At 60.9% G+C, this 13,109-nt stretch carries 4 protein-coding genes; all 4 read right to left on the bottom strand.

Going from position 1 to position 13,109, the window contains the following annotated elements; all coding sequences use genetic code 11:
* Nucleotides 1-13: 13 nt before the first annotated feature.
* The 4 genes from AO356_RS23050 to AO356_RS23035 all read right to left on the bottom strand — a co-directional run bounded on the left by AO356_RS23050 (nt 14) and on the right by AO356_RS23035 (nt 13,081).
* The gene (locus AO356_RS23050) at nt 14-1,630 is read right to left on the bottom strand and encodes a hypothetical protein (RefSeq protein ID WP_103308835.1); all 1,617 of its coding nucleotides are present in this window, start codon (nt 1,628-1,630) and stop codon (nt 14-16) included.
* On the bottom strand, nt 1,627-2,553 hold the full coding sequence (locus tag AO356_RS23045) for a hypothetical protein (RefSeq protein WP_060741709.1): 927 nt from the start codon (nt 2,551-2,553) through the stop codon (nt 1,627-1,629). Before AO356_RS23045 ends, AO356_RS23050 begins: the two co-directional genes overlap by 4 nt.
* A gap of 60 nt (nt 2,554-2,613) precedes the next feature.
* Nucleotides 2,614-6,636 (bottom strand): hypothetical protein, encoded by a 4,023-nt coding sequence (locus tag AO356_RS23040; RefSeq protein ID WP_060741708.1) that lies wholly within the window; start codon nt 6,634-6,636, stop codon nt 2,614-2,616.
* A gap of 217 nt (nt 6,637-6,853) precedes the next feature.
* A complete protein-coding gene (locus AO356_RS23035) occupies nt 6,854-13,081 on the bottom strand; it encodes a hypothetical protein (protein WP_060741707.1) in 6,228 nt (2,075 codons plus the stop codon).
* Nucleotides 13,082-13,109 lie beyond the last annotated feature (28 nt).

Below are 13,109 nucleotides of genomic sequence, written 5' to 3'. Positions count from 1 at the left end.
TTTCATTCAGTCATCACCATCCTTGGGGGTTCGGATTGGGTGTGATGCCTTCGGTCAGCGTTTGCATCGATGTGCCTTGGACCGTTTGATCCTGCGCGTCGAAGGCAAATGGATGGACCTGGGGTGCGGCAAGGTTCAAGCGCACGATGGGCAGGAAGAGCGCAGTCTGCTCCAGATAGTCACGCTGGATGAATCTGGCATTGGCCAACCCCGTTGCATTTCCCGACGTGTAGAAAAACGCTTCGATGGGAAGCTCCCGGGGAATGTCATTGGGCCAGACCGCAATGATGATTTCGTTCCAGGCGCCTACATAGGACGAATGAGTGATGGACTGACGCACGTCGACGCTGAGCTGAAAAGCCCCGGGCGTCATTTCAAAAGCACAGCTGGTGTGTGGGGTGCTGGCATATCTTGAGCGCCAGGCTGCGACGGTAATGACCCCCAGGGACCTGCAACTGGCGCGACAGCTGTCGGGAATTGCATTGGTCCCGGCATTGGCGGGGTAAGCGCAGCGCAGGGTCACCGGATGACCTGTCGGTGCAAAAGTTTCCTTGAGCGTGTACCCCTGCGTACCCGCCAACCGTACAGTGCCGACATCGGCTCTGATGTAGGAAAATGAAATCCCGTTGCGTCCAATCGAATTGTCGCTTGGGTTCCAAGCGTGAAAATTGGGGGATGCGTCCGCAGCCCGAATCAAAACCCCATTGCATTTGAACGCCGGCTGTTCATCCCGGCAGGTTGCGGCAGTGGCGTCGAAACGCGCATTCATCTTCGCGGCAACCTGATGGCCGATGTACAACTGATCCTGAAGATTGAAACCGAACACCGCCTCCGGCGCCCGGCTCAAGTCCATGCGCAGGATCGGCAACCAATCCCCCGTGGCGTTGAAATAGTCACGTTGATCCTTCAATGCACCGAGCAAGGCGCCGGCCTGGGTGACGTCGTAGAACAGGCCGAGCATCGGCATCTGCCTCGGCGCGCTGGCATCCCAGTTCCTGACCTGGACTTGCATGGGCTTAACCGACCAGGTGCTGTCGAGGCCTTCGTGGGCCACCAGGCTGGCCTTGAACGGTTCAGGTTCCAGGCTACTCAAGGAGCATTGGGCCGTGGGTTGCTGGTTTTGCCGGCGGAAATGTTCGAGCCAGCCTTGGGCATCGCTGACGCCTTGGACCGCACACGAGGAAGAGTCCGCCGTGGCATTGGCCGCGATCCAGCCGCAACCAAAGTCGGGACGGTTGGCTTGCAGGGTGAATGGGAAAGGATAGGCGCACAGTACATCCAGCGTCTTGCCCTGGCTGATGGCGGTGAACCCGTCGCTGAGCAGTACCCCGTTGGGTTGCGCCAGGGAGCGAGTACCCAGATCGGCGCGCAGGTAGGTGAAACTTTGTGCCCCCAGTTGCGACGACACCGGATCGACCTCCCAGAATCGCCCTGGCGAACTGCCCCGCGCCAATACACCGCTGCAAGCATGGGCGGGTTTTTGCGCCGCACATTCACTAGGGGTGAACTGGAAATTACGATTGAGCAGTTGCGCCACTTCAGGGCCCGTCGCCGCCTTAACCGTCATAGCCGCCAACGCGGCAATCGATAACAGCAGCGCAAGCATCAGGTGGCCCGTACGCGTGTTCATGGCCGGGAAATACCTACCGCCTGATGGTGTGTCTGGAGGTCCGAACTGCTGGCGTTGTCGTTGACCGAGTCGCCATTGAGGTCGTAGTGCCATGCCGTTCCAGCTCCCACCAGGGTGCCAGTCCAGATGGGATAGTTCAGCCAGCCCAGATAGGTTCCCACACCCTCGCCTTGCGGCAAGCCAGCCCTGTACAGCGTCCAGAACTGCTTGATCTGCGCCAGCGTCACGGGCTCAAGCCCCGCCGCCGTACAAGCGTTTTGCATGCCGTCCCAGTGAGCATCATGGGTCAGGAAATGCAGTTCCCGAATACCCCTGACCGTCAGCGAAAAGCTTTGGGTTTGCTGCGGTGTGCTGCTGTCGGTGGCGCTGATGGTGCATTGACCGTTGCGGCGAACGGTGATCTGACCGCTGTGCTCATCGACACTGGCGATTTGCAGGTCGCTGCTGCTGTATGTGTAGGGCGCATTGCCCCACTCCGCCACGCGGGTCAGGTGCGCGAAATCGGGGACTTGCAGGGGTGGTTTCTCAACGGCGGCGATGTAATTCCTGTCGCTCAGGTCGAGCATGGCATCGTCTTCGAAGCCGGCGCTCAATCTCAATGTCAGGACCCCGGATTTCTGCGGTGTGCCGACGCCTTCGAACTGCACCTCGTAGTGCACCAGCACAACATTGTCCTGGGCGTGATCGATGAATGTTTGAGCACCCACGGGAAATTCCACATCACGGTCCACCGCACCGGCGCTGATTGGAATGAAGTCGATGAGTTCGCCATGAAAATGCAACATGACGTTGTCTCGGAACTTCATCGGATCATAGGCCTTGACCCGGACCGTCGCGCCTTCGGGCGGAAGGCTCTGCGGATCCAACACGTTTCCCGGTGCTTCGTCCACGGAAGGTTCTTGCAAATCCAAAGTGACTGGCATGTCGATGGTTCCTGAAGGAATGACGTCCGGCGCAGCCGCGGCCCGCCAGACGTCCAAGCGTCAAAGGGATTGCCGGACAATACCGGCCAACTGGTTGGCTTTGAGTGCCCTCCCCCTCGAGGACGCGTTGGCCTTGTAGGAAACCTTGCCCTCCAGCCTGTCTTGCACGGCGCTGCTATCGCCCCCTCCTCCGGCATGCCCCCACGTCACCACTCGACCGTCGGCGGTCAGTGCCACGAAACCGTGGGTGTTGCTGTAGAGCGCTTGAACTTGCGTCAACTGCCCAACCACCGCCGAGGTATCGCCGCCGACCGTTGCGTTGCCCCACGCCACCACCGTGCCGTTTTTTCGCAGGGCTGCAAAGGCCATCGACGAGCCGGCCACTTGGACAATGTCATCCAGGCCTGCGATATCCCCGGGTACCTCGCCACCCTCCGCCGGTCTGCCCCAGGCCACTACGTGGCCGTTCTCTCGGCGTGCCGCGAAAGCGCGCCAGGTGGAGCAGACTTCGATAATGTCCGTCAATCCTCCAATCAAGGGGTCGATTGTGCCGCCATACTCTTCAGCTCCCCAAGCGACGACCTGGCCCTGATCATTCCTGGCGGCGAAGGCCTGGGCATTGCCACAGCTCAGTTCGATGATGGTCATCGCGGCGATGGCAGGCGGGACGGTGCCACCCGCCGTTGCACTGCCCCAGGCCACGACTCGACCATTACGGCGGTGGGCAGCAAACGCATTGTAATTACCGAGGACGGTTTTGATATCGGTGAAGCCTGCGATGTCAGCCGGGACCGTTCCGCCGGTCGTGGCATCCCCCCAGGCCACGACTTGTTCGGTCTCCCGAAGGGCCGCGAACGCCAGTCCGCCGGCGATCACTTCGACGACGTCGCTCAAGTTGCCGATCGCCTCGGGCACCGTCCCACCGGCGGCCGCCACGCCCCAGGCGACGACCTTGCGGGTGTTTTTCAAACCGGCGAACGCCGTGGCATTGCCCACGACCTGGGTGAAATTCAACGGATCGATCCCGGTCATGAGCCCGCCTTCGGCGGAAGTGCCCCAGGTCACCACGGCACTGTTGGACCGACGGCCCGCATAGGCGCTGCGTGTGCAGCTCACTTCAACGATGTCGTCCATGGTGATGATCGTGGGGGGAATGGCGCCGCCATAGCCGGCATTGCCCCAACCCAACACGTCGCCTACATCGCGATGGGCAACGAAGGCGGCCAGGCCGGTCACGGTGGTGTCTATACCGTTACCGATGATGTTGGCCGGGTTGAGCGTCAGTTGATCATCGCTCGTGCGCACCTGTAGCGGTTGATGCGGGGAGGAATCGCGCCAGATGTCGGCCGTCGTCCATTGATCCCCCGTGGCGTATTTCCACTGTGCCTGGATGGGCTGGCCAGTGGTGGCATTGAATGCGCTCAAGACACGACTGCTGCCAGAGGCCCGGTAGGTGCTGCGGTTGTAGCGCGCGCCCATGACCTTCAGGGCTCCAGACCCAACCACCTTGCGGACATCGTACACGCTGGGGGTGGACGGCCCGTCTGTCCCACCGGCCTTGCGTACCACCGTATAACTCAGGGAGATGCTGTTGCCGTCATTGGCGTTGATCACCGCGTAAGGAACCTTGATCGATGACAGCTCCTTGTCGGCTTCCGAAGGCAGGACGGTGTGTGGGTAGCGGGTCGTGCTCTGCCCTACGACCGTCACGGTAATTTCATCATCGGTCTTCAGCAGCGCCGATGCCTTGATGACGACAGTGGCGCCATTGGGGTAGACACGGTCAGGGTTGAGTTGGTCCTCTTGCTCGCCTGTCGCTTCCTTGAACGTAGCGATGGGCAGTGCAAACATCTGCTCCTCTACCAGCAGTTGGTAATCCTCCCCGGGCGCTTCTCCACCTTCGAACAACTCCACCCGATAGCTGATCGTGACGATTTGATCCACGCTGGCCAGCACGGCGCTGCGAGGCACCGGAAACTCGACCGGCTTGCCCTGCATGTTTCCGGTGATGCTTTTGTCATCTTCGAATCGAAGCACGCCATCCTGGGTGGTCCATGTCACGTAAAAATGATCGCCGGCGTTTTCAGGGTCATTGGCTTCAATGTCGATATGGGCGCCGTTGAGGGCGTTGGCCGGATCCAGCACATCATCGACGGCCTCACGGACTTTGGCGGGGTCGAGCAGCGGTTGTCGCGCTTCCCCAATCACAAACTCCAAGGGGTTCGCGTAGCTGTATTTACCCGTCTCGGACCGCCAGATGTCGTATTTGACGGTCAGCTCTTCACCACGGTGGGCTTCGAAGTATTGCTGCACAAAGGCGGCACCGAGTGGAAACTCAACCTTCTTGCCGGCGCTCAGTGCATTGAGGGTCTTGGAGTCCTCGAACAACTGCACACCTTGGGCATCGAGCAATTGCCAGCTTACCCTGTCATTAGGTTTACTCGGATTCTCCACCGGGGCGGGACAGGTGACCTTGCTGGTGCCATTGGGCAGGTCGCCCGGCTCCAATGCGCCGGCCTGTTCCCCATCGACGATGGCCTTGACCAGTTCGAATTGTGGTTCGCCCACGTTCAAGAGCGCCGCATGTCGCGAGCCGCGCCTGACGATCTCGCCGTTTTCGTCGCTGAGCAGATTGTAGGAGAGGTCCAGCGTGCCGCCCTCGAGGGTCTTGAGGTGGCGGCCCTCGACGGTGATGAAGAAATCGTCCTTGGACTCGACTTCCTCCCGGCTGGGGAAGTACCACTCCAGCTCCGGTTCGTAGCTGCTTTGGTCAGGACGGGTCCCGAACCATTTGAGTTCGATGGCCATGCCCTCCTCGATGCGCTCGTCGAAGGGAATGCGGATGCGGGTGCTGGTCAGGTCTGGATCGAGCGCACCGCTCTGGGCATCTTCGGCAATGGGAGCTGCCAGGACCGTGGGCTCGCCGATGATGTTGACGAAGCGGCCCTTGGACTGTTGGATAACGATGCCATTGCGTTCCAGCTTGTAGGAGAACACCGCCTGGGTCTTGGCCAAGGCGCGGGCGCTGCTGTTGGACAACAACACAACCTCCACGACGGGCGGGTTCTTTTCGATCGGATGGCGAACCGTCTCCTCTACCGGGTCACCGTCAAGGGTGGTGCCCTTGACGCGCAGGATGATCACATCGTCCTTCTCGAATAAGTCGATATCATCGGCCCATACCTGAAGCTTGAGTGCTTCATCGCCGAGCGTGTCCAGGTCGAGCACATTGCCGTTGGCCTGTTCGAGGATCGGCGCGTCCAGCCGCGAACTGCCGGTGTCGACCACCAGGCGTATTTCCCGGCACCAATCCTCGGACACATTGTTCACCAGGTCGTAGATCTTGAAGGACACCGCCAGGCCCTCGGGGCCCGAGTCCCCTACCTCCTCGCGAATGATTTCCTTGCTGACGTGAATGATGATGGGATAGCTGGCCGGGTCGTCGATCTGCTCCCGGGTAACCGGAGCGCACGGTACCGGCGCGCCGCCCCAGCTCAAGTGGATCAGGTCGCCTTCGGCGATGTTCGGATAGGGCAACGGGCTCGGGCTGCCCGGCTTGGCCCGGACGATGATGTCGACACCATTTTCGGCGGTGTCCTGGTCCACGCCATCCTCGACGAGCGCCGGGTCGATGTACATGTACAACTCGGAATGTGAACCGGGGTCAGGGTCGGTGTCCTGGCCGCCAGGCAGTTCCAGCTTGACGTAAAGCCTGACCGGCGGGGTGTAGGTTTCCTCCGCCTGACTGGGTCGCTTGATCACATAGGTCAACTCGTGGGGACCGGTTTGCAAGCGTCCTGGCGGGACCCACAAAGTCACGCGCTCATTGCGCTCGGTCTCGTCGGTGATCGTGTGCTGATCGACCACCCCGCCGTCCAACAGCAACTTGACGTTGTCACCGATGTCCATGAGCGTCGCCCAGGGCGGAATGTAAACCTTCAGTCCCTTGTTGGGAAAATTGCCCTGGACCGCGGCGAAGTTAAGGCCCCACTCGCCCGAAGGCAGATCCTGCTCGGTGCGCCCGGGGATGTCCGGGGGAAGCAGGGCCAGCGTTGAGACGTCTTTTTTCGGTTGAGTCAGCATGACGGGCACTCCGGTCGCGGAAAGGACGATGGAGTGATTTATGACGTGGCGCGTGTTCGCTGACTACTGTCAGAGCTGACAGGTTTGAGCGGTTTGCAGACGAATGGTCGGGGCTGGCTGGGCACTGCACCTGTGGCGAGGGAGCTTGCTCCCTCGCCACAGGTGGGTGTGCCAAAGGGCTCGCCACGGGCTAGTCGCTGAGTTGGCCCAAGGCGAACTATTTCAGGCCGACACCGAAGGCATTGCCATAATATTGGACATGGGCTTCCGTGCCGTTGACCAGGTTCTTCATATAGTATCGGGTCACTGGCCACGTGGCGGCTACGTCCTTGCACCAATAATAGCCGTTCCCCAAGGGCCAGCGATTTCCATAGGTATTGTAGATTTCACGAAGCTCGCCCATGGACGGCATCCGTGCGCCTCGTGCTGCGGTATTGCTGTTGATCTGGGGCCAAGTTCCTCCCCCCACTCCCTCGCACAGAATGACCCCCGTGACCGAGACGCTGTAGCTCTTCTCCTGGCCTGCGGCGTCCCGCGCGGTAATGGTGGTTTGGCCCCTCGACCGGACCGTTACCCAGCCATTGCCATCGACCACTGCGACAGCGGCGTTACTGGACCTGTAGCTGTAGCCGGGTCGACCACCACTGGCTTGATGGTGCACCGAGGTGCCGGCGCCAAACGCCGGAAGCACATGCGACCCGTAGATGATATAGATCCTGCCGCTCAGGGTAACCGGCGAAGTGTTGAACACCAGCGGCGGCAAAGCCTGCGCCACGTGGAAGGTTCTCACCGCCGAATCCGGCACCCCGCTGCCGTACAAAGCCCGGATTGTCATGGGGTGGGCACCCACTCCCAATCCTGTCACCAACTTACTCCAATCGCCCGCAGCGTTTGCCTGGGCATCGCCCTTGTCGCCGCCGTTGTCCAGAATCTTCACATGCTGAAGACTGCTCGCATTACCCTGCACCGTGACCTGAGTATCGGTGGTGGAGCCATTAGGGGGAATATCGACGTTGGCTGCGTTCCTGATGAATGTGATGGCGGGCGACCTGAGGGCGGTGACGGTAAAGGCCTTCGCCGCCGATTCCTGTTCATTGCCATACAGCGCCTTGGCCTTGAGCCCATACGCCTTGGCCGAAAGCCCCGTGAGGGTGGTCTCCCAGTTCGTACCGACGGCGGGGATATTGATCGGGTTGCCAATATTGGTATTCCCGTCCCGTAGCTGGATGCGTTGTCCGGAACTGCCTGTGCCGGTGACTCTGACGCTGGTCTCCACGGTGACACCGCCGACCACACTGCCTTTGCTGTCACGGATGTCGGAGAGCGTGGGGGCAACGTTAGCGGTCACGAAGAAGGCCTTCGCCGCCGACTCCTGGCCGTTGCCATAGAGCGCCTTGGCCTTGATGTCGTAGCCCTTGATACTCAGGCCTGTGAGTTCGGCCGTCCAGGTGGTGGCGTTGGCCGGAATGTCGATCGGGCTGCCAATATTGGCCCCTGAGTCCCGTAGCTGGATACTTTGACCACTGCTGCCCGTCCCGCTGACGGTGACACGGGTCTCGATGGTGGTCTTGCCGACCACCGAGCCTCGGCTGTCAGTAATATCGGTGATTGTCGGGGTAATGCCGGCCGTCACGGAAAAGGCCAGCGCTCCCGACTCCTGGCCATTGCCATAGAGCGCCTTGGCCTTGATGCTGTAGCCCTTGGCCGTCAAGCCCGTGAGGTTGGCCGTCCAGGTGGTGGCGTTGCCCGGAATATTGATCGGACTGCCGATATTGGCATTTGCGTCCCGTAGCTGGATTCCCTGACCGCTGCTCCCGGTACCAGTGACGGTGACGCTGGTCTCGACGGTGGCTTTTCCGACCACCGAGCCTTGGCTGTCGGTGATATCGGTGAGTGTCGGAGTCAGGCTGGCCGTGACGGAAAAGGCCAGCGTCCCTGATTCCTGGCCATTGTCATAGAGCGCCTTGGCCTTGAGGTTGTAGCCCTTGACCGTCAGGCCCGTGAGATTGGCCGTCCAGGTGGTGGCGTTGTCCGGGATATCGACTGGGCTGCCGATATCGGCGTCTGCGTCCCGCAGTTGGATACGTTGACCACTGCTCCCCGTGCCGGTCACGGTGACGCGGGTCTCGACGGTGGCCTTGCCGACCACCGAACCTCGGCTGTCGGCGATGTCGGTGAGCGTCGGAGTGAGGATGGCGGTGACTTTGAAGGTCCGCGCCTCGGAACTGGCACCATCGCCATAGATCGCCTTAGCGGTGAAACTATGGTTGGTCATGCTCAATCCGCTGACGACCAGGTCCCAGTCTCCGTTATCGTCAGCCCTCTTACGGCCATGGGAAACCGTGAGGTTGTCGAAAATCTCCACCTCTTGCCGGACACTGGCCTTGCCGGCCAAGGTCACGCGGGTGTCCAACGTCGTCCCCCCGTTCCTGACTTCGCCCTTGGAATCCCGCACCGACGCGATAGTTGGTCTGTCCAGGGCGGTAACGGTAAAGGTTCGCGCGGTCGACGTTGCGCCACTGCCATAAAGCGCCTTGGCCGTCAGGCTGTGGTCGGTCTCGCTCAACCCGCTGATGACCAGGTCCCAGTTGCCATTGTTGTCGGTTTTTTTACGGCCATGGGACACCGTGAGATTGTCGAAGATTTCCACTTCCTGCTCGATGCTGGCCTTGCCGGTCAGGGTGACGCGGGTGTCGACGGTGACGTCGCCATTGTCGAGCTCGCCTTTGGAGTCCCGTACGGAGGTAATTGACGGAACCGCCAGCGCGGTGACGGTAAAGGTCCGCGCGGTAGACGTTTGACCGCTGCCATAGAGGGCCTTGGCCGTCAGGCTGTGGCCGGTCACGCTCAACCCGCTGATGTCCAGGGTCCAGTTACCGCTGCCGTCGGTTTTTTTGCGGCCATGGGACTCCGTGAGGTTGTCGAAGATCTCCACTTCTTGCTCGATGCTGGCCTTGCCGGTCAGGGTGACACGGGTATCGACAGTGGTGTCGCCATCGTTGAGCTCGCCCCTGGAATCCCGTACCGAGGTAATCGAGGGAACGGTCAGCGCGGTCACGGTGAACGTCCGCGCGGCAGACGTTTGACCGTTGCCATAGATCGCCTTGGCCGTCAGGCTGTGGCCGGTCACGCTCAAGCCGCTGATGACCAGGTCCCAGTTACCGTTGTCGTCGGTTTTCTTGCGGCCATGGGACACCGTGAGGTTGTCGAAAATCTCCACCTCTTGCTGGATGCTGGCCTTGCCGGTCAGGGTGACACGGGTATCGACGGTGGTGTCGCCATTGTCGAGCTCGCCCTTGGAGTCCTGTACGGAGGTAATCAAGGGAGCCGTGAGGGCGGTCACGGTAAACGTCCGGGCACTGGAGACGACGCCATCGCCATAGAGGGCCTTGGCGGTCAGGCTGTGTCTAGTGACACTCAAGGCACTGACGTCCCGGTTCCAGTCGCCAGCGGCGTTGGCGGTCGCGTTGCCCAGTGAGACGGTGGTGTTGTCGAAGATTTCCACCCGTTGCATGGCGCTGGCCTTGCCGGCCAGGGTGACGCGGGTGTCGACAGTGGTGTCGCCGTTGGCGAGTTCGCCCCTGGAGTCGGTCACCGAGTCCAGGGTGGGCGGCACCAGGCGCACGGCCGTGAAGGTCCGACGGTTCGAGACATTGCCGCTGCCGTCCCGGGCCTGGGCCGTCAGACGATAATCCTTGGGCTGCAAGCCGCTCAGGGGAAATGTCCAGTCGCCCTCCAATACCACGGAAGCCGTCCCCACCCCAGCGGTATCATCAAAGAACTCGAGCGTCGACTCCGGCGTGGCGACACCACTCAGCGTCACGCGGGTGTCGACGCTATAGCCACCCTCACCGATATCGCCCCAGGTGTCGTAGACCCTCCGGATATCGGGCACGACCCAGTCATGCCGGACCTTGAAGGTGTAGTGAGTGACGGGAAACTCAAGGGTATTGGCCTCTTCCGCTTCACCGGAGAAACTCACCCTGCAAATGACGTCCAGCGGCGTATTGTGGCCGAGCTTTTCCAGCTCGCTACGCAGTACCGACTCGCGCAACCCGCTGCTGGCCTGTCCCTCGGAAATGCTTGCGCCTGCCAGTAGGGGAATATCGTAGGACGTGGCGTTATCGGTCTGCCCTTCTAGACGCAGCCAGACCTTTTGCCCGGCGGCACTGAACGGCCATTTGCTCACCGTGGCCTCAGCGTTGCCGCGGAAGGTCGCCAGGTTCAGCTCCTGGCGGTCCGCATTCGCCTGGGTAACCTGCGGATGTGGTAGTTGAGTATCCGGGTCTGCAAAGGCGCTGATGGTCAACGGCAGGCTCTCGGACGGCGTGATAAACCCGTAGCGCTCGACGTCATAACCCACGCTGACCACCCGGCTGATATTGGCCCCGACGAACGACGCGTCCAAATGAAACTGTACCTTGCCGCTTTGATCCCCCGGTTGCTCCAGATCCTCGGACGTACCTGGGCCGGGGGTGCCCAGCCACTTCAAGATGACCGTGTCCAGCGCTGGCTCCATGCTCTCGTAGCCGATCTCGATATCGACACCCGCAAGCGCGTTGAATGGATCAAGGAGCGCGTCGGGTGCCTGGATAACCTTGGGTGGGGGCAACTCGCCAACCAGGAAACCGATCAACAGGTCCAGCGTTGCTGAGTAGCTGTAGGTCCCATTGGCGTGCTTGAGGGTATAGCGTACCTTGACGGTCTGGCCGATATTGCCCGTCACGAAATCGGCATCCACTCGGAATGACACGGGTTGGCCGGCGGACACCGCCGTGATCGGAATCCAACTGCTGGTGCTCGCGAGAGGATTGGAGCCGGTCCAGTAGTACGTCAGGATGTCGCCTTTGACCGTGCCCTCATACTCGACCAGCACCTTGACCTTGTCGAAGATTTTTGACGGATCGAGAACGCCGTCCGGGGCGTCCGGGACCTTGGGCGGCGGCAGCGTCGCTATCGGGGCCTGGACCTTGACCAGCAGGTGTTCGGATTCGCTCACCCCGTAGACCGCCGCCTGGTCATTGGAGACCTGGTACCACAGGTCGAGGCGGCCATTGGCAAGTACGCTGATGTGTTCGGCGCTGACATAAAGCGTGACCGATTTGTCCTCGGCTTCATTCCGGCTGACCGTATGTGTTTGCGGGTACACATACGGCGTGCTGTCGGATCGCAGGCCCTCCCAGATCAGCTCGATGACATCCCCGTTGGCGATACCCGGGTATGCAATGTCCACGCTGGCCATCAAGGTGTCCGGGTCCAGGCTATCACCCACTTGCTCGCGCAGAAACGGGGCGGGATGCGCATAAACATCGCCCACCACACTGGCAAACGCATGCTTGGAAGAAAGCGGCGGACCACCGTTTTTTTTCGTCAACACATACGAAGCGTCGGCCGACCCCATGGCAATGGCGCGGACTTCCGCGTAAGGAACCTTCAAGGGAAGGATGCTGGGTATATTCGTGATTTCGTGCGCCTGGGTGTGGATCAGCGGCTTGCCGACTTGTGGCGTGCCGATCCAGGTCATTGTCACCGTGTCACCGATATCGAATTCTTCCGTTCGAACAAGGATTTGTACGGTGACGTCCTGCTGGTTCAATGCCTTGAGGTCAATGATGCCGTCGATCGCGTCCTCGATGATCGGCGCGACCAGGCGCCAAGCCCCGGCATCGACTTTCACGGTGGTGGAGATCGACCATTTTTCCGAGTAGTTCCACACCTCGTCATGCACCTCGTACTGCACCAGCAACGCATTACTGTCGCCACCTGCCAGGATCTTGGCCTGATCGGCGATGACTTCGATGGGCTGTGTACCCTCTGCCTGCTCAGGTGTCAGCACCAGGGGGTCAAGGAAGACACTGCCCCATTTCACCTGGATGACATCGCGCACAGCAATGTTGGGATAGGGCAGGATCGTCATGGGCACGCCTTTGGCGGCCCATGCGGCATCGACACCCTGAGCGATCACTTCCGGCGGCAATTGCACCCTCTTGAGTTCCGAGTGCCCCGGCAGGTGCGGCTCCTTGTCGCGGCCACCGGGTCGGTCCAGCTTGACCAGCAACCGCAGTGCGGCGGACGGATCGTCGGGTGCCGTTTCATCTTTGCGAAGCAGCACGTAGTAGCAACGTTCGATCCAGCCGGGCACGAACCACTCCCTGCTGACGAAAAAGAACAGGGGTTCGTTCTCTTCGTCAGCCAGCAGCTCGTGGTGCCAGACAACATTCGAGTCCAGGTAGAGATCAACGATGTCGCCCGCTTGCATGGGGGCGCTCCACGGATCGATGATGCAAAAAACCCCCTCTTCGTGGTCCTCCACCACGCCCAGGCCAATACCGCCATCGCCGTCCACAATGGGGCTGGCCATACCTGCGATGATGAGCGGCCACAGTGACAGATGCCCGTCGCTGGAGGGCCTGCGGGGTGGTAAATAAAGGCGAAAAAAAGTCATGGCCAGTTCCTTTATCCAGCACGATGCG

Origin of the sequence: Pseudomonas fluorescens (assembly GCF_001307275.1) — a bacterium.
Taxonomy (GTDB): domain Bacteria; phylum Pseudomonadota; class Gammaproteobacteria; order Pseudomonadales; family Pseudomonadaceae; genus Aquipseudomonas; species Aquipseudomonas fluorescens_AA.
Note: the sequence above shows the minus strand (reverse complement) of the source record. Positions and strands in the feature narration are given on the sequence as shown.

Bases quoted from the DNA above. Each gene is read 5' to 3' on its own strand.
- AO356_RS23040 (WP_060741708.1), bottom strand. From the start codon at position 6,636: ATGCTGACTCAACCGAAAAAAGACGTCTCAACGCTGGCCCTGCTTCCC.
- AO356_RS23050 (WP_103308835.1), bottom strand. From the start codon at position 1,630: ATGAACACGCGTACGGGCCACCTGATGCTTGCGCTGCTGTTATCGATT.
- AO356_RS23035 (WP_060741707.1), bottom strand. From the start codon at position 13,081: ATGACTTTTTTTCGCCTTTATTTACCACCCCGCAGGCCCTCCAGCGAC.
- AO356_RS23045 (WP_060741709.1), bottom strand. From the start codon at position 2,553: ATGCCAGTCACTTTGGATTTGCAAGAACCTTCCGTGGACGAAGCACCG.